Origin of the sequence: Aquincola tertiaricarbonis (assembly GCF_023573145.1) — a bacterium.
GTDB lineage: Bacteria > Pseudomonadota > Gammaproteobacteria > Burkholderiales > Burkholderiaceae_C > Aquincola > Aquincola tertiaricarbonis_B.
The window spans coordinates 1,069,780-1,087,020 of the sequence record NZ_CP097636.1; the positions used below are offsets into that span (position 1 = coordinate 1,069,780).

17 protein-coding genes are annotated in these 17,241 nt (G+C 67.9%); 10 read left to right on the plus strand and 7 right to left on the minus strand.

Features of this window, described 5'->3' with window-relative positions:
• Window positions 1-83 precede the first annotated feature (83 nt).
• The gene (locus tag MW290_RS19145; RefSeq protein WP_250199286.1) at window positions 84-2,063 is read left to right on the plus strand and encodes an EAL domain-containing protein; all 1,980 of its coding nucleotides are present in this window, start codon (window positions 84-86) and stop codon (window positions 2,061-2,063) included.
• A gap of 88 nt (window positions 2,064-2,151) precedes the next feature.
• Entirely contained in the window at window positions 2,152-2,820 is a 669-nt protein-coding gene (locus MW290_RS19150; protein WP_250199287.1) for an OmpW/AlkL family protein, read from the plus strand.
• A gap of 16 nt (window positions 2,821-2,836) precedes the next feature.
• On the opposite strand, the gene MW290_RS19155 is transcribed toward MW290_RS19150, so the two are convergent.
• The gene (locus tag MW290_RS19155) at window positions 2,837-3,481 is read right to left on the minus strand and encodes a DsbA family protein (RefSeq protein WP_310740175.1); all 645 of its coding nucleotides are present in this window, start codon (window positions 3,479-3,481) and stop codon (window positions 2,837-2,839) included.
• A gap of 17 nt (window positions 3,482-3,498) precedes the next feature.
• Window positions 3,499-4,389 carry an MBL fold metallo-hydrolase gene (locus MW290_RS19160; RefSeq protein ID WP_250199288.1) on the minus strand — a complete coding sequence of 297 codons (891 nt, stop codon included), beginning with the start codon at window positions 4,387-4,389 and terminating at the stop codon, window positions 3,499-3,501.
• A 103-nt stretch (window positions 4,390-4,492) separates the two neighbouring features.
• On the opposite strand from MW290_RS19160, the gene MW290_RS19165 reads away from it, so the two are divergent.
• Complete coding sequence (locus MW290_RS19165; RefSeq protein WP_250199289.1) at window positions 4,493-5,401, plus strand: LysR family transcriptional regulator; 909 nt, start codon at window positions 4,493-4,495, stop codon at window positions 5,399-5,401.
• A 67-nt stretch (window positions 5,402-5,468) separates the two neighbouring features.
• Here MW290_RS19165 and MW290_RS19170 read toward each other — a convergent pair whose 3' ends face one another.
• Window positions 5,469-5,750 carry a cold-shock protein gene (locus MW290_RS19170; RefSeq protein ID WP_250199290.1) on the minus strand — a complete coding sequence of 94 codons (282 nt, stop codon included), beginning with the start codon at window positions 5,748-5,750 and terminating at the stop codon, window positions 5,469-5,471.
• Window positions 5,751-5,993: 243 nt separating this feature from the next.
• On the opposite strand from MW290_RS19170, the gene clpS reads away from it, so the two are divergent.
• Both clpS and clpA read left to right on the plus strand, forming a co-directional pair.
• Window positions 5,994-6,350, plus strand: a complete 357-nt coding sequence (gene clpS / locus MW290_RS19175; RefSeq protein WP_250199291.1) for an ATP-dependent Clp protease adapter ClpS — start codon at window positions 5,994-5,996, stop codon at window positions 6,348-6,350.
• A complete protein-coding gene (clpA, locus tag MW290_RS19180) occupies window positions 6,347-8,650 on the plus strand; it encodes an ATP-dependent Clp protease ATP-binding subunit ClpA (protein WP_250199292.1) in 2,304 nt (767 codons plus the stop codon). Before clpS ends, clpA begins: the two co-directional genes overlap by 4 nt.
• 46 nt (window positions 8,651-8,696) lie before the next feature.
• Here clpA and MW290_RS19185 read toward each other — a convergent pair whose 3' ends face one another.
• From MW290_RS19185 to MW290_RS19200, 4 genes are read right to left on the minus strand one after another with little or no spacing between them, the layout of a single operon-like run.
• A complete protein-coding gene (locus MW290_RS19185) occupies window positions 8,697-9,479 on the minus strand; it encodes a M90 family metallopeptidase (RefSeq protein WP_250199293.1) in 783 nt (260 codons plus the stop codon).
• Window positions 9,476-10,255, minus strand: coding sequence for a UDP-2,3-diacylglucosamine diphosphatase (locus MW290_RS19190; protein WP_250199294.1), 780 nt, complete (start codon window positions 10,253-10,255; stop codon window positions 9,476-9,478). Before MW290_RS19190 ends, MW290_RS19185 begins: the two co-directional genes overlap by 4 nt.
• Window positions 10,256-10,263: 8 nt before the next feature.
• Window positions 10,264-10,764, minus strand: a complete 501-nt coding sequence (locus MW290_RS19195; protein ID WP_250199295.1) for a peptidylprolyl isomerase — start codon at window positions 10,762-10,764, stop codon at window positions 10,264-10,266.
• A gap of 1 nt (window position 10,765) precedes the next feature.
• Entirely contained in the window at window positions 10,766-11,323 is a 558-nt protein-coding gene (locus MW290_RS19200) for a peptidylprolyl isomerase (protein WP_375142924.1), read from the minus strand.
• A 127-nt stretch (window positions 11,324-11,450) separates the two neighbouring features.
• On the opposite strand from MW290_RS19200, the gene cysS reads away from it, so the two are divergent.
• The 5 genes from cysS (at window position 11,451) to MW290_RS19225 (ending at window position 17,217) form a co-directional block, all read left to right on the plus strand.
• The gene (gene cysS, locus MW290_RS19205) at window positions 11,451-12,836 is read left to right on the plus strand and encodes a cysteine--tRNA ligase (RefSeq protein ID WP_250199297.1); all 1,386 of its coding nucleotides are present in this window, start codon (window positions 11,451-11,453) and stop codon (window positions 12,834-12,836) included.
• A 26-nt stretch (window positions 12,837-12,862) separates the two neighbouring features.
• Window positions 12,863-13,507, plus strand: coding sequence for a DNA-3-methyladenine glycosylase family protein (locus MW290_RS19210; RefSeq protein WP_250199298.1), 645 nt, complete (start codon window positions 12,863-12,865; stop codon window positions 13,505-13,507).
• Window positions 13,508-13,526: 19 nt separating this feature from the next.
• Window positions 13,527-14,498 (plus strand): acetyl-CoA carboxylase carboxyltransferase subunit alpha, encoded by a 972-nt coding sequence (locus tag MW290_RS19215; RefSeq protein WP_250199299.1) that lies wholly within the window; start codon window positions 13,527-13,529, stop codon window positions 14,496-14,498.
• A 17-nt stretch (window positions 14,499-14,515) separates the two neighbouring features.
• On the plus strand, window positions 14,516-15,862 hold the full coding sequence (gene tilS, locus MW290_RS19220) for a tRNA lysidine(34) synthetase TilS (protein WP_250199300.1): 1,347 nt from the start codon (window positions 14,516-14,518) through the stop codon (window positions 15,860-15,862).
• Between the two features lie 80 nt (window positions 15,863-15,942).
• The gene (locus MW290_RS19225) at window positions 15,943-17,217 is read left to right on the plus strand and encodes an aspartate kinase (protein ID WP_250199301.1); all 1,275 of its coding nucleotides are present in this window, start codon (window positions 15,943-15,945) and stop codon (window positions 17,215-17,217) included.
• Window positions 17,218-17,241 lie beyond the last annotated feature (24 nt).

Consider the following 17,241-nt stretch of genomic DNA (forward strand, 5'->3'; position numbering starts at 1 on the left):
AATATCACTTTCATCATTAAGACGGTGGGAGCGGCATGGCGCTGGGTCGGCGTGGGTGGGGCACATCGCATGAGGCCGACGCCTTGCGCGAGGGCATGCTGTGGCTCACGCCCTACCTGGCGGTGCTGTCGGCCTTGCTGGTCCTGGCCCAGCTGTCCCGGCTGGCGACCGGGCAGCCGGGGTTGACATCGCTGTTGGACCACGGCGCCGCCGTGCTGCAACACGCCATGCCGCTGATGGTCTGGGGCGCCCTCGGCGCGGTGCGTGCCCTGCAGGCGCGGCTGCCGCGCGCGGCCGTCGCCCTGCTGTGCATGGCCTGCGGCGCCTTGTGCGAGCACCTGCTGGCGCTGCGGGGTACAGGCGCCCGCGCCTGGCTCACGCCGATGGGCTTGCTGCTGCCGTTGTGGATCGTGCCCTGGATGGGCTGGCTGGCGCAGCGGCGATGGCTGGCGCGGTGGGCCGGCGGGGACGAAGATGTCGTCGATGCGCTCCGCCTGATCGTGCCGGGCCTGCTGGTGGTGGCGGGGGTGGTCGGTGCGCTCGGCCTGCTGCTGGCGGCGCTGGACCCGCTACTGGCCCAGGCGGCCCTGCCGCCCATCGCGGCGCCGGCTGCGGCGGCAAGCGGTTGGCTGGCGATGGCCTTGACCGTGGGCCACTCGCTGCTGGCGCTGCTCGGGCTGCCGGCGTCTGAAGCACTGGCGCCGCTGCTGCAGGCCTTTCCGCTGGCCAGCAGTGGCCAGGGCCCCGTCAACCAGAGCTTTTTCACGGTGTTCGTCTTCATCGGTGGCAGTGGTGCCACCGCCGGCCTGCTGCTGGCCGTAGGGGGGTCTGGCCGGCTGCGGCAGCACCGGGTGCTGGCACTGGCCAGCTTGGCGCCGGTGCTGGTCAACGCCAACGAACTGCTGCTGTTCGGCCTGCCCGTCATCCTGAACCCGCGGCTGCTGCTGCCTTTTTGCCTGGCGCCGCTGTGCAACCTGCTGCTGGCCTGGTCGGCCACGCGGCTGGGTTGGGTGCCGGCCTTGGGCGTGGACGTGCCAGCCAGCGCGCCCATCGGCCTGAATGCACTGCTGGCCGGCGGCGGCCACCTGGCGCCGCTGCTGCTGCAGGGCCTGAGCCTGCTGCTGGGCGCTGCGCTGTACGCGCCCTTCGTGCGGCGCTGGGAACGCGCGCTGCAGGCCGACGAAGCGGTGACGCATTCGCTGCTGCGCGCGGTCTTTGGCCAGCGGCTGGACACGCTGGCGCCGGATGCGCCCACCGTGTGCCCGCGCGAAGCCCATGAGCACCGCGCCAGCATGCTCGAACGCCTGGCCGCGCTGCAGCAGCAGGCGATGAGCGTGCATTACCAGCCCCAGGTCGACCCCCAGACAGGCGAGATGGTCGGCTGCGAGGCCCTGCTGCGCGTGCAAGACGACGGGGGCGTCAGCCAGTCGCCCAGCGAGTTGCTGGCCCTGCTGCGCCGGGCCCAGCTGATGCCCGACCTCGACCTGTGGGTGCTGGACACGGTGGCCGCGCAGCTGCACTACTGGCGGCTGCACTGGCCGCCCTCGCTGCGGGTGGCGGTCAACATCAGCCCCGGCACCCTGGCCCAGCGCAGCGCGGTGGAGCGCATGGTCGACATCACCGCCCGTCTGGGCGAGCGGCTGGTGATCGAGATCACCGAGCAGGCCTTCACCGGCCACGAGGACGAGGTCATCGACGCGATCCACCGCCTGCGCCAGGCCGGTGCGCGCATCCACATCGACGACTTCGGCACCGGCTATTCGTCGCTGAGCTACCTGCACCGCTTTGCGGTAGACGGCATCAAGATCGACAAGAGCTTCACCGACACGCTGGCCAGCGAGCGGGGCGGGCCGGTGTTCCGCGGGGTGTGCTCCCTTGCGCACAGTTTGCAGCTCGAGGTGGTGGTGGAGGGCGTGGAGAACCCCTGGCAGCTGCAGCAGCTGCCACCGCAGCCCGGCCTGACGGTGCAAGGCTGGCTGTTTGCGCGGGCGCTGCCACCGGCGGAGTTTCTGCGTGTGCTGGATCGGCAACAAAGGTTCGAGGTCAGACGGCAGGGCGCGTGATGAACCAGGGTGGTCCCAGGTGACATTTCAGACGGCACCGAGGCTGCCGAAATGCTGCAGATCCCCGTCGTCACCGAGAGCCGCCATCATGAAAGCTGTTTCTGCCGCCTTTGCGTTGGGCCTGATGGCCGGTGCAGCGGTTTCCGCCGCCCACGCACAGTCCTCGCCCTGGTCGCTGCATGCCGGGGTGGCCCATGTCCGTTTTTCACCCACGGTCGACCTGTCGGTCGCGGGTCAGCCGGTGCCGGACGCCGGTGTGCGGCTAGACGCCAACCGCACGGCGGCGGTGGAAATCGCCTACGACCTGGACACGCGCTGGTCGCTGCGCATGGCGCTGGGCGTGCCGCCCACCACGACGCTGCGCACGGCGGGCTCGCTCAGCGCGCTGGTGCCGCCGCTGACCGGCAAGCTGGGCGAAGTGAAGTACGCGCCGGTGGTGCCCAGCGTCACCTACCGGCTGCTCACCGAAGGCCCGGTGCGGCCCTACGTGGGCCTGGGGCTCAACTACATGAAGGTGCTGGCGACGCCCGACGGCGACCTCGCCCACATGGACGTCGAAGATGCCTGGGGCACGGTGCTGCAGGCGGGTTTCGACGTGCCGCTGAACCCGCGCTGGTCGATTTTTCTGGATGCGCGCCGGATGCGCATCAAGACCACTGCCACCGGTACCTTGACCGCGCTGGGCGGCCTGCCGGTGCGCGGTGAGGTGAACCTGCGGCCGACGGTGATCTTCGCCGGGCTTGGGTACCGCTTCTGAGGGGCCGCGACGGGCGTCAAGGACCGACCCGTTCCCTCAGCCAGCGTTCGAAGGCCTCGGGCTGGCCCAGGTGGGCGCCCACGTCCACCCGCTCGCGGCGGGCCGGGCCATCGGGCCCGTCCTGCGCCAGCACCAGCGTCGGAAAGCCGCCACCGCCCACCTCGGCCAGCAGGTGGCGGCTGGCCTCGATGTGCGCCTGGGTGGGCGCGCCCGACAGCGCTGCGAAGCAGGTGGCGAACGCCTCGCCGTCCAGGCCCAGTTCCACCGCCAGCGTCTGCAGCAGCTCGGCCTCGGCAATGCGCCGGCCCTGCTGGTAGTGCGCCACCTGCACCCGGGCCAGCATGTCGGCGCCGCGGCCCGCCAGTTGCTCGGCCGCCAGCACGGCCGTGATCGGCGGCGCTGAGTCGAGCACCGCACCGTGGTCGCGCAGCAGGCCCTCGGTGTAGGCGTGGCCGAAGGGCTGGCCCGTGAGCTGGGCGATGCGGCGGTCGTGCGGCATCACGTAGTCGCGCAGCCGCGGCGTCACCGGCTGCCGCTGCGCGCCGGCCATCATGCCGCCGCCGTGCAGCACCACGGGCAGCACCTTGCGGGCGGCGGCCACCAGCGGCGCCGCTCCGTAGCACCAGCCGCACAGCGGGTCGTAGACGTAGTCCAGCCGCATGGCCGGCACGGGCGGCTTCACCACTTCATCTCACCCTTGTTGACCTTGGCGCCGATGTCCAGCGCAATGCCCAGCCCCGCCTGCGGGTAGGCCGCCTTCATCGCGTTGATCAGCTCGCCACTGTTGGCGGCCTTGCCCAGTTCGGTCTCGAACCGCGCCAGGTAGGCCTGCGTCCATGCGATCTGGCTCGCGTCCTGCGCTTGACCGGCCACGGCATGGCCCGGAATCACCACCTTGGGCTGCAGGGCGGCCATGCCGGCCAGCTTCCGGGCCCAGTCCGCACGTTCCTGCGCGGTCTGGGTGTCGGCCGTCCACACATGCACGCCGCTGAACACGTTCACGCCACCGGCGATGGCCTTGATCGACGGAATCCACACATAGCTGCGCTGCGGCAGGCTGTCGTCCAGGCCCCGCACCTCCAGCACCTGGTTTTCCAGCGCGATGGTGTTGCCCACCAGCACTTCCGGCAGCGGCACATGCTTGGGCGCGTTGGCGCCCATCCGCGGGCCCCAGACTTGCAGTTTGGTGGGCAGCGTCGCCTGGATCTTCTTCAGCGTGGGCGCGGTGGCCACCAGCTTCGCATCGGGGAAGGCCTGCTTCAGCACTTCGGCGCCGAAGTAGAAGTCCGGGTCGGCGTGGCTGATGTAGATCGTGGTCAGCTTCTTCTTGCTGTCCAGCACCATGGCTGCGATGCGATGGGCATCGGCCGCGGTAAAGCCCGTGTCCAACAGCACGGCATCGGTTTTGCCGGCCACCAGCACGGCGTTGACGTGGAAGCTGCCCGCATCGGCGTTGTAGACCTGCAGCGTGAGCGGGGCGGCTGCTTCGGCGGTTTGTGCGGCGGCGCCTTGCGACACCACGCCGAGCAGCAGGCCGAAGGGAAGGAGCAGGTGTTGGAAGGAGCGCATGTCTGGAGGTCCGTTGAAGAGATGCGCCACTTTATTTGCGCGAAACAGGTCAAATAAACCGCGTTGCAGCGCATAGTTTGTCTACCTGATCGGATCAATAGACATGGACAGATTCACGGCGATGCAGGTCTTCGCGGAGATCGCCGACCGCGGCAGCCTGACCGAGACGGCGGATGCGCTGGACATGTCGCGCGCGATGGTGTCCCGCTACCTGGTGAGCCTGGAGGAGTGGCTGGGCGTGAGGCTTTTCCACCGCACCACGCGCCGCGTCAGCCTCACCGACGCCGGCCGGGAGGCCCTGGAGCGCTGCCGTCAGGTGCTGGCATTGACCCAGGATGTGAAATCGCTGGCTGGCGAGCGCAGCAGCACGCCCACCGGACGTTTGCGGATGACGGCCAGCCCGTCCTTCGCTCAGGCCCATCTGGCGGCCGCCGTGGCCGATTTCCTGCAGCTGTACCCGCAGACGCAGGTGGAGCTGGTGGTGATGGAGCGGGCAGTGAACCTGGTGGAGGATCGCATCGATCTGGCGGTGCGCATCAGCAATCGGCTGGACGATGGCCTGGTGGCCCGCCGCCTGGGGACCTGCCGCTCGGCCTTGTGCGCGTCACCGGCTTATCTGGCGCGCCATGGCACCCCCACCACGCCGGAGGCGCTGCGGGGGCACCGGTGTTTGACCCACGCGTACTTCGGGCGCAACGAATACACGCTGCAGCAGGGCAGCCGTGTGGTGCAGGTGCCGGTGGAGGGGCCGTTGCAGTCGAACGAGCCGATGGTGTTGATGCAGGCGGCGCTGGCCGGATGCGGCATCGCGTTGCTGCCGACCTACCTGTGTGATGCAGCCATCGCCCGTGGCGAGCTGGTGCGGCTGCTGCCCGACGCCGAGCCGGAGCCGCTGGGGGTGCACGCCACCTACTTGTCGCGCCAGTACCAGCCTCAGCTGTTGCGCAAGATGCTGGACTTCTTGTCCGAGCGATTTGCCACCGAGTTGCCGCTGGCTGCGGAGCCCCAATGAAAAAGCCCGCCAGCGGCGGGCTTGGGGCGGTTCATCCGGACAAGGTGCGTCGGAGCGCCGAGCGCCGTCACTCCGCCGACGCCGCGAAGCTGCTGACGCGTGCGCCCGCGACATGCGCGGCTGCGCTGCGCGGTGTGGCCGGAGCGTCGAGCGCCTGGATGTTGTGGGCCAGATCGCCCTTGGGGCCTTGCACGAGATCGTAGGTGACGCGAGCGCCGGGCTTCAGCGTGCGGAAGCCTTCCATCTGGATTGCGGAGAAGTGCGCAAACACATCGGCCCCACCGCCCTCAGGCTCGATGAATCCGAAACCTTTGGTATCGCTAAACCACTTGACGGTTCCATTTGCCATGACTTTCTCCACAACGGGCAACATCGCCCTTCCACTGGTGAAGAAATTCTGAGGCCGGGCTATCGTTCCTGTCAATAGAGTTTCATTGTGATCATTTTCACCTTGATGTGGCGTTCACGCTCATCTTGTGGGTGGCGTGCAAGATGGCAGTGTTTTAGCCCCAACTCAGGCCTTGAGTCTGGGCGGGACGATGCAATATGCGCTACCACACCCCTTGGTATTCACTCTCTATAGAATCGATTCATGCCCGCGGATCCCCCCTCGCTGCCCCCCACCCCTCCAGGCGCCCCGCGCGTCGATGACGGGCAAGGCGCCGTCGTGGCCGAACGGCAGGCGCAGCGGACTGAGCCGCCGCGCATGTACCAGGTGGTGCTGCTCAATGACGACTACACCCCCATGGAGTTCGTGGTGTTGGTGTTGCAGGAATACTTCCTGCGTGATCTCGACACCGCGACGCAGATCATGCTGAAGATCCATCACGAGGGTCGCGGCGTTTGCGGCGTCTACACGAAGGACGTCGCCGCGACCAAGGTTGAACTGGTGCTTGCTGCCGCCCGCCGGGCAGGGCACCCGCTGCAGTGCATTTTGGAGGCCGCATGATCGCGCAAGAACTTGAAGTCAGTCTGCACATGGCGTTTGTGGAAGCACGCCAGCAGCGCCATGAATTCATCACCGTGGAGCACCTCCTGATGGCGCTGCTCGACAACCCCTCCGCTGCCGAAGTGCTGCGCGCCTGCGCCGCCAACATCGACGACCTGCGGAAGAGCCTGTCGAGCTTCATCAAGGAGAACACGCCCACGGTCGGTGGCACCGACGAGGTCGACACGCAGCCCACCCTGGGCTTCCAGCGTGTGATCCAGCGGGCCATCATGCACGTGCAAAGCACGGGCAGTGGCAAGAAGGAAGTCACCGGCGCCAACGTGCTGGTGGCCATCTTCGGTGAAAAGGACTCCCACGCCGTTTACTACTTGCACCAGCAAGGTGTGACGCGCCTGGATGTGGTGAATTTCATCGCCCACGGCATCAAGAAGTCCGACCCGCCGGAGCCGTCCAAGTCGAACGAGAACCCGGGTGCCGAAGGCGAGAAGGAAGACGCCGCCGAAGGCAAGGGCTCGCCGCTGGACCAGTTCACCCAGAACCTGAACCAGATGGCCCGCGACGGCAAGATCGATCCGCTGATCGGCCGTGAGCACGAGGTCGAGCGTGTGATCCAGGTCCTGTGCCGCCGCCGCAAGAACAACCCGCTGCTGGTGGGTGAGGCCGGCGTGGGCAAGACCGCCATCGCCGAAGGCCTGGCCTGGCGCATCACCGAAGGCGACGTGCCCGAAGTGCTGGCCGAGTCCACCGTCTACGCGCTGGACATGGGCGCGCTGCTGGCCGGCACCAAGTACCGCGGCGACTTCGAGCAGCGCCTGAAGGGCGTGCTCAAGCAGCTGAAGGACCAGCCGAATGCCATCCTGTTCATCGACGAGATCCACACGCTGATCGGTGCCGGCGCCGCTTCGGGCGGCACGCTGGACGCCAGCAACCTGCTCAAGCCCGCGCTCAGCTCGGGCGCGATGAAGTGCCTGGGCGCCACCACCTTCAGCGAATACCGCGGCATCTTCGAGAAGGACGCGGCGCTGTCGCGTCGTTTCCAGAAGGTGGACGTGGTGGAGCCGTCGGTCGAGCAGACGATCGAGATCCTCAAGGGCCTGAAGTCGCGCTTCGAAGAGCACCACAGCGTGAAGTACGCGCTGGGCGCCCTGCAGGCGGCGGCCGAGCTGTCGGCCAAGTTCATCAACGACCGTCATCTGCCCGACAAGGCGATCGACGTGATCGACGAGGCCGGTGCCGCACAGCGCATCCTGCCCAAGAACAAGCAGAAGAAGACGATCACCCGCGCCGAGGTGGAAGAGATCGTCTCCAAGATCGCGCGCATCCCGCCGGCCTCGGTGTCGAACGACGACCGCAGCAAGCTCAAGACGCTGGACCGTGACCTGAAGAGCGTGGTGTTCGGGCAGGACCCGTCCATCGACGCGCTGTCGGCCGCGATCAAGATGGCGCGCTCGGGCCTGGGCAAGCCGGACAAGCCGATCGGCGCCTTCCTGTTCAGCGGCCCCACCGGCGTCGGCAAGACCGAAGTGGCCAAGCAGCTGGCGTACATCCTCGGCATCGAGCTGATCCGCTTCGACATGTCGGAGTACATGGAGCGCCACGCCGTCAGCCGCCTGATCGGCGCGCCTCCGGGCTACGTCGGCTTCGACCAGGGCGGTCTGCTGACCGAGGCGGTGACCAAGAAGCCGCACTGCGTGCTGCTGCTCGACGAGATCGAGAAGGCGCACCCGGACGTCTTCAACGTGCTGCTGCAGGTGATGGACCACGGCACGCTGACCGACAACAACGGGCGCAAGGCCGACTTCCGCAACGTCATCATCATCATGACGACGAACGCGGGTGCCGAGGCGATGAGCAAGTCGACGATCGGCTTCACCAACTCGCGTGAAACCGGTGACGAGATGGGCGACATCAAGCGCCTGTTCACGCCCGAGTTCCGCAACCGGCTCGACGCCATCGTCAGCTTCCGGGCGCTGGACCAGGAGATCATCCTGCGGGTGGTCGACAAGTTCCTGCTGCAACTGGAAAGCCAGCTGGCCGAGAAGAAGGTGGAAGTCACCTTCACCGACGGGCTGCGCAAGCACCTGGGCGCCAAGGGCTTCGATCCGCTGATGGGCGCCCGCCCGATGCAGCGCCTGATCCAGGACGTGATCCGGCGCGCGCTGGCCGACGAACTCCTGTTCGGCAGGCTGGTCGACGGTGGCCGCCTGACGGTGGACATCGATGCCGACGGCAACGCGGTGCTGGACATCCAGCCGCCGCGCAAGAGCGACAAGCCCAAGGCCGAGCCCGCCACGGCCTGAGCCTGAAGCCACCGGTGCCCGCGGGCACCGGACGGCGCGGCGGGCCCTACGGGGTCTGCCGGTAGAACGAAGCGAGCAGCCGGTACATCACCGGCTGTTCTTCTTTCAGCGCCTCGGGCGTGACGAAGAAGGCCTCGCTGGCCACCGCGAAGAACTCTTCCGGCGCCTCGGCGCCGTAGGGGTCGACCACGGTGTCGTAGCCGCACACCACGCGCTCGCTGAAGCGGTCGTATTCGGCCATCAACGTGTCGTGCCAGTCGGCCTGGGCCTGTGCGTTGGGCAGCAGCGGCACCCCGTCCGCGATGCCGTCGCGCATGTCCAGCACATGCGCGAACTCATGGATCACCACGTTGTAGGCCAGGCCGTCGCGGTCGTCGGCCTGCGCGGCGCGGTCACCGGCGTCCTGCCAGCTCAGCATCATCGGGCCGCCGACCATGGCCTCGCCCGATAGCAGTTCGTCGTACTGGTGCACCACGCCGGTCTCGTCCATCACCTCGCGGCGGGCCACCACTTCATCGGGGTGCATCACGATGCCGACGAAGTCGTCGTACTGCTCGATGCCCAGGCGCAGCACTGGCAGGCAGGCCTGCGCGGCCACGGCCACGGCCATCTCGTCGGTGACCACCAGGCCGCCGGCACCGGTGAATTCCTTCTTGTCGAGGAAGAGGCTGGCCAGGCGGCGCAACTCGGTCATGTCGTCGGCCGACAGGCGCTGCAGGAAGGGGTAGCGCGCCAGCGTCTGCTGCCACAGCGCATCGGGGATGCTGCGGCGGGCGAGCGCACGCGCTTCCTGGCGTCGCCGCCAGGCCTGCCACAGGCCGCCGATCATGGTGCGGGCGCCACGGCGTGGCGCGACAGGCCACCGGCGGTCCAGCGCAGCAGGTCGCCGCGGGGGCGGGCGGCCTCGAAGTCCCAGTCGCTCAACACCTGCCGTTCACCAAAGCGCAGGGCATGCGTGGCGGGGCGGTGGGTATGGCCGTGCACCATGCGCGGCGCATCGGCGGCCTGCAGCCAGTCGGCGGCAGCGTGGTTGTCCACCTCGCTCCATTGATCGGGTGTCAGTCCGCTTTGCGCGGCGCGGCTGGCGTTGCGCATCTGGCGCGCCTGCTGCCGGCGCAGGGCCAGCGGCTGCGCCAGGAAAGCCTGCTGCCACGCCGTGCTGCGCACCTGGCGGCGGAAGGCCTGATAGTCGCTGTCGTCCAGGCACAGCAGGTCGCCATGCGTGACCAGCAGCCGCTGGCCGAAGGCGGTGAACACCGTGGGGTCGTGCAGGGCCTGCAGGCCCAGTGCTTCAAGCAGCGCCTGCCCCAGCAGGAAATCGCGGTTGCCGGCCATGAAGCCGATGCGACGATGCTGCGCGGCCTGCCGCAGCACCGTGACGCACCGCTGCTCGAAGCTGCCCGGCTCGGCCGCCGCATCGTCGCCGACCCACACCTCGAACACGTCGCCCAGCAGGTAGACGGCATCGGCCTGCGTGTGCTGCAGGTAGTGGGCCCAGGCCGCGAAGGTGTGCGGCGTGTCGGGCCCCAGGTGCAGGTCGGAAATGAACTCGATGCACTGCCAGCCAGGAGGCGCGAGCACCTCGGCAGAAGCGGGCAGCGTCATCGTGGGTTTCAGACTTCGGTGATCTTCTGGATCACCACGTCTTCGACCGGCACGTCGTCGTGCATGCCCTTGCGGCCGGTACGCACCTTCTCGATCGTGTCGATCACGTCCTGGCCCGACACCACCTGGCCGAACACGGCATAGCCCCAGCCCTGGCCCGACTCGGACTTGAAGTCGAGGAAGCCGTTGTTGGTGGTGTTGATGAAGAACTGCGCGGTGGCCGAGTGCGGGTCGGAGGTGCGGGCCATGGCCAGCGTGTAGTGCGCGTTCTTCAGGCCGTTGTTGGCCTCGTTCTTGATGGGCGCGTCGGTGCCCTTTTGCTTCATGCCGGGCTCGAAGCCGCCGCCCTGGATCATGAAGCCCTTGATGACGCGGTGGAACACGGTGTTGTCGTAGTGGCCCTTGCGCACGTACGACAGGAAGTTCTCGACGGTGGCGGGCGCCTTGGCGTCGTCGAGTTCGGCGCGGATCACGCCGGCGCTGGTGGTGATTTCTACGGTCTTGGTCATGTCATTTCTCCAGAGTGGCTTGCTTGATCACCACGGGTTGCAGCGGTACGTTTTGATGCGGGCCCTTGTTGCCGGTGGGCACCGACTTGATCTTGTCGACCACGTCCATGCCCGACACCACCTTGCCGAACACCGCGTAGCCGTTGCCGTCACGCGAGTTGGCCTGGTCGAGGAAGCTGTTGTCCTTCAGGTTGATGAAGAACTGGGCGGTGGCCGAGTTGGGGTCCATCGTGCGGGCCATGGCCACGGTGCCACGCGCATTGACGAGGCCGTTGCGGCTTTCCAGCGGGATGGGCGCGCGGGTGGGGCGCTCGTTCATCGAGGCGTCCATGCCGCCACCCTGGATCATGAAGCCGTCGATCACGCGGTGGAACACGGTGCCGTTGTAGTGGCCGGCCTTCACGTACTCGACAAAGTTGGCCACCGTCTTGGGGGCCTTGGCGGCATCGAGCTCCAGCACGATGGCGCCCATGGAAGTGTCGAGCCGCACCTTCTGCGCGAACGCAGGCGCGGCCGCCATCATCGCGAGCGAGAGCGCCAGGGCAAGGCCTTGTTTCATCTTCATGTGGTGGTGTTGCAGGAGGTCAAGGCGCTGATGGGGGGTGAACGGGTGGGCCGCTATACTGAACGGCTGATTCTAACGAGCGGCCTCCCACGATGAGGCCGCTGTCTTTGCGGCCTTCGCGATGACCCTTCGCCTGCACAACACCCTCACCCGCACCCTGGAAGACTTCACGCCCGTCGAGGCAGGCAAGGTGCGGATGTACGTGTGCGGCATCACCGTCTACGACCTGTGCCACATGGGCCATGCGCGCACCATGACGGTGTTCGACGTGGTCTACCGCTGGCTGCGCACCATCGGTTACGAGGTGACCTATGTGCGCAACATCACCGACATCGACGACAAGATCATCCGCCGTGCGGTCGAGCGCGGCATCACCATCGGTGAGCTGACCACGCAGACCACGCAGGCGATGCACCAGGACTTCGCAGCCATCGGCCTGCTGCCGCCCACGCACGAGCCGCGCGCCACCGAGTACGTGCCGCAGATGCTGGACGTGATCGCGCAGCTGGAAGCGCGCGGCCTGGCCTACCAGTCCGACGATGGCGACGTGAACTTCGCGGTGCGCCGTTTCGCCGGTTACGGCAAGCTGTCGGGCAAGAGCCTGGACGACCTGCGCGCCGGTGAGCGCGTGGCCGTGCAGCAAGGTGATGGCGGCAAGGGCGACCCGCTGGACTTCGTGCTGTGGAAGTCGGCCAAGCCTGAGGAGCCGGCCGAGGCCAAGTTCGACAGCCGCTATGGCGCGGGCCGCCCGGGCTGGCACATCGAGTGCTCGGCCATGGCCTGCAGCATGCTGGGCCAGCCGATCGACCTGCACGGCGGCGGCATGGACCTGCAGTTCCCGCACCACGAGAACGAGATCGCCCAGACCGAAGGTGCGACCGGCGCCACCTTCGCGCGGCACTGGATGCACACCGGCTTCCTCAACGTCGACGACGTGAAGATGTCGAAGTCGCTGGGCAACTTCTTCACCATCCGCGAAGTGCTGGAGCGCTACGACGGCGAGACGCTGCGCTTCTTCCTGTTGCGCACGCATTACCGCAGCCCGTTCAACTTCAGCGACGCGCACATCGACGATGCCCGCGCGGCGCTGCGCCGCCTGTACACCGCGCTCGACAAGGTGCCGGCCGAAGCCGTGACCATCGACTGGCAGCAGCCTGCTGCCGCCGCCTTCCGCGACGCGATGAACGACGACCTCAACACCCCGGCCGCGCTGGCCGTGCTGTTCGAACTGGCCAGTGAGGTCAACCGCAGCGGCTCGGCCGCGCAGGCCGGCCTGCTGAAGGCGCTGGGCGCCACGCTGGGCGTGCTGCAGCTGGCGCCGCAGGCCTATCTGCAGGGTGGCCAGTCCGGCCTCGACGAAGCGGCGGTCAACGCCGCCATCGAGGCCCGGGCCGCTGCCAAGCTGGCGCGCAACTTCGCCGAAGCCGACCGCATCCGCGCGCAGTTGCTCGAGCAGGGCGTGGTGCTGAAGGACTCGGCGCAGGGCACCACCTGGGTGAGAGCCTGACCGTGCCGCGTGCTGCTGTAACGCCTGTGGCGACGGCCATCGTCACGCCCACTTATTGGGACGACGCCTGCCGCCACCTGAGCAAGCGCGACCGTGTGATGCGCAAGCTCATCCCCAAGTTCGGCGAAGGCCGCCTGCAAAGCCGCGGCGATGCCTTCACCACGCTGGCGCGCTCCATCGTCGGCCAGCAGATCTCGGTCAAGGCTGCGCAAAGCGTGTGGGACAAGTTCGCCGCGCTGATGAGCGAGCCCAGCACCCGCCTGGCGCCCGCCGCGGTGATGGCGCTGGAAGTGGACACCATGCGGGCGGCCGGCCTCTCGGCCCGCAAGGTGGAGTATCTGCGCGACCTGGCGCAGCATTTCGACAGTGGTGCCGTGCACGTGCAGCAGTGGCACGACATGGACGATGAGGCCATCATCGAGGAACTGGTCGCCATCCGCGGCATCGGCCGCTGGACGGCCGAGATGTTCCTGATCTTCCACCTGATGCGGCCGAACGTGCTGCCGCTGGACGACGTCGGGCTGCTCAAGGGCATCAGCCTGAACTACTTCAGCGGCGAGCCGGTTTCGCGTGCCGAGGCGCGCGAAGTCGGCGATGCCTGGGCACCTTACCGGTCGGTCGCCACCTGGTACCTTTGGCGCAGCCTCGATCCGCTGCCCGTCGAGTACTGAGAACAAGAGGACTCCCCGCATGAGCAAGAAGCACTTCCTGGACTTTGAAGCCCCGATCGCCGAGCTGGAGGCCAAGATCGAGGAACTGAGGTTCGTGCAAAGCGAATCGGCGGTCGACATCTCGGAAGAGATCGAGCGGCTCGACAAGAAGAGCCACCAGCTCACCAAGGACATCTACACCCAGCTGACGCCCTGGCAGGTGACGCAGATCGCGCGCCACCCGCAGCGGCCCTACACGCTGGACTACGTCAACGACATCTTCACCGACTTCCAGGAGCTGCACGGCGACCGCGCGTTCGCCGACGACCAGTCCATCGTCGGTGGGCTGGCCCGCTTCAATGGCATGGCCTGCATGGTGCTGGGCCATCAGAAGGGCCGTGACACCAAGGAGCGTGCCGCGCGCAACTTCGGCATGGCCCGGCCCGAGGGCTACCGCAAAGCGCTGCGCCTGATGAAGCTGGCCGAGAAGTTCGGCCTGCCGGTGTTCACCTTCGTCGACACGCCCGGTGCCTACCCCGGCATTGGCGCCGAAGAACGCGGCCAGAGCGAGGCCATCGGCCGCAACATCTTCGAGATGGCGCAGCTCGAAGTGCCCATCATCGCCACCATCATCGGCGAAGGCGGCTCGGGCGGTGCGCTGGCCATCAGCGTGGGCGACCAGACACTGATGCTGCAGTTCTCGGTGTACTCCGTCATCTCGCCCGAAGGCTGTGCCTCCATCCTGTGGAAGACGGCCGAGCGTGCGTCCGATGCGGCCGAGGCACTGGGCATCACCGCGCACCGGTTGAAGGCGCTGGGCCTGGTCGACAAGATCGTCAGCGAGCCCGTGGGCGGCGCGCACCGCGACCCCAAGGCCATGGCCGCTTCGCTCAAGCGCGGCCTCAACGAAGCGCTGCGCCAGGTCATCGACCTGAAGCCGAAGGAGCTGCTGCAGCGCCGTTATGAGCGCCTGCAGGCCTACGGCCGCTTCAGCGACACCAAGGAACGCTGAGCCTTCCGGATGGCCGCGTGAGGGCGCATCGCGTGGCGGTGGCCGTCAGCGGCGGCCGCGATTCCGTCGCCCTGCTGCATGCCACGGTGCAGGCGGCCCGGCCGCTGGGCGTGGCCGTGCAGGCGCTGCATGTGCACCATGGCCTGATGCCTCAGGCCGATGCCTGGCAGGCGCAGGTGGCGGCCCTGTGCGGGCAGCTTGAAGTGCCCTTGCTGGCCGAGCGGCTCACCACGCGACCGCAGCCCGGCGACAGCATCGAAGCCTGGGCCCGGCGCGAGCGTTACGCCGCGCTGGCCCGCCTGGCCCACGAGGCCGGTGCCGATCTGGTGCTGCTGGCCCACCACCGCCGTGACCAGGCCGAGACCTTCCTGCTGCAGGCGCTGCGCGGCGCCGGTGCCGCCGGGCTGGCCGCCATGCCGGCCAGGATCGAACGACACGGCCTCACCTGGGCCCGCCCCTGGCTGGACCGCCCGCGCGAGGCCATCGAGGCTTATGGGGCGCTGCACGGGCTGCCGGTCGTGGAAGACGGCAGCAACCAGGACCCCCGCTTTGCGCGCAACCGGCTGCGGCTGCAGGTGATGCCGGGCTTGAACCAGGCCTTTGCCGGCGCCGAGGCGGCGCTGGCCGCGGCCGCGCGGCGCAGTGCCGAGGCCGATGCGGCACTGGCCGAATGGGCCGACGAGGCCCTGCGGGCCTGCAGTGAAGGCGAAGCTCTGCTGCGCGAAGCCTGGTGGGGCCTGTCGCCCGCCAGGCGGCTGATCGTACTGCGCCACTGGCTGGCGCTGCGGCTGGGGCAGGGCGCCCCGCAGCGGCTGGTCGATCGCCTGCTGGCCGAATGGCCGCAGGCGGTGGCCGCCAGCTGGCCGGCGCCCGGTGGGCAGGTGCTGCGGCATTACCGCGGTCGCCTGCGGGTGGATCATGCGCCCACGCAGCCTGGTGGGGTCGGCCCTGCCGCACATGGCTTGGCCAGCCCGCCATGCTGGCCGCTGCGCATCACCGGCGCTGCGCGCGTGCTCGTGCAGGCCTTCGGGGGCGAGCTGGTCGTCGAGCCGGCGAACGAGGGTGTGCCGCTGGCCTGGCTGGCCAACTGCGAGCTGCGCAGCCGCAGCGGCGGTGAGCAGTTTCAGCTGGCGGCGGACCGTCCGGCGCGCAGCCTGAAGAAGATGTTCCAGCAGCAGGCCGTGCCCGCCTGGGCCCGGCAGGGGCCCTTGTTGTGGGCCGCTGGGCGGCTGCTGTTCGTGCCCGGCCTGGGCGTGGATGCGCGAGCCCTGCACGCCGCGGAGGGCGGCCCGCGCATGCGCATCGACTGGGTGCCCTTTGCCGCAGATTGTTCAATCGGCGAAGCATCCGCCGACGGTCGCTAGAATCGCAGGCTTTCCCGGACTCGCCCGGGCCGATTTTTTCAAGCAGAACGTGCGGGCCGTGGCGCTCGCCGTCCCACGTCATGGCACTGATCGTTCACAAGTATGGCGGTACGTCGATGGGCTCCACGGAGCGCATCCGCAACGTCGCCAAGCGCGTCGCCAAGTGGGCCCGCGCCGGGCACCAGATGGTGGTCGTTCCTTCGGCAATGAGCGGCGAGACCAATCGCCTGCTGGGCCTGGCCAAAGAGCTGCAGCCCGAGCGCATCACGTCCAGCGTGATGCGCGAGCTGGACATGATCGCCTCCACCGGTGAACAGGTCTCGGTGGGCCTGCTGTCCATCGCGCTGCAGGCCGAGGGCCTGGAGTGCGTGAGCTACGCCGGCTGGCAGGTGCCCATCAAGACCGATTCGTCGTTCACCAAGGCCCGCATCCAGGCCATCGACGACGCCCGCGTGCGCGCCGACCTGGCCGCCGGCAAGGTGGTGGTGATCACCGGCTTCCAGGGCGTGGACCCGGAAGGCAACATCACCACGCTGGGCCGTGGCGGCAGCGACACCTCGGCCGTGGCCGTGGCAGCGGCGATGAAGGCCGCCGAATGCCTGATCTACACCGACGTGGACGGTGTCTACACCACCGACCCGCGCATCGTGCCCGAGGCGCGCCGGCTGCACACCATCAGCTTCGAAGAGATGCTGGAGATGGCCAGCCTGGGCAGCAAGGTGCTGCAGATCCGCTCGGTGGAATTCGCCGGCAAGTACAAGGTGCCGCTGCGCGTGCTGTCCAGCTTCACGCCCTGGGACATCGACATCGACGAGGAAGCCAAGTCGGGCACCCTGATCACCTTCGAGGAAGACGAAAACATGGAACAAGCCGTTGTCTCGGGCATCGCGTTCAACCGCGACGAAGCCAAGATCACCGTGATGGGCGTGCCCGACAAGCCGGGCCTGGCCTACCAGATCCTGGGTGCCGTGGCCGATGCCAACATCGACGTGGACGTGATCATCCAGAACGTGTCGCACGACGGCAAGACGGACTTCTCGTTCACCGTGCAGGGCGTGGATTACAGCCGCGCACTCGACCTGCTGAAGTCGAAGGTGGTGCCGGCCACCGGCGCTGCCGAAGTGGTGGGCGACCCGAAGATCTGCAAGGTCAGCATCGTCGGCATCGGCATGAAGAGCCACGTCGGTATCGCGGCCAAGATGTTCCGCACGCTAAGCGAAGAGGGCATCAACATCCAGATGATCAGCACCAGCGAGATCAAGACCTCCGTCGTGATCGACGAGAAGTACATGGAGCTGGCTGTGCGTGCACTGCACAAAGCTTTTGATCTCGAGCAGGAAAACGCCAATTCTTGAGCTAGAATCCCGCTTCTTCGATTG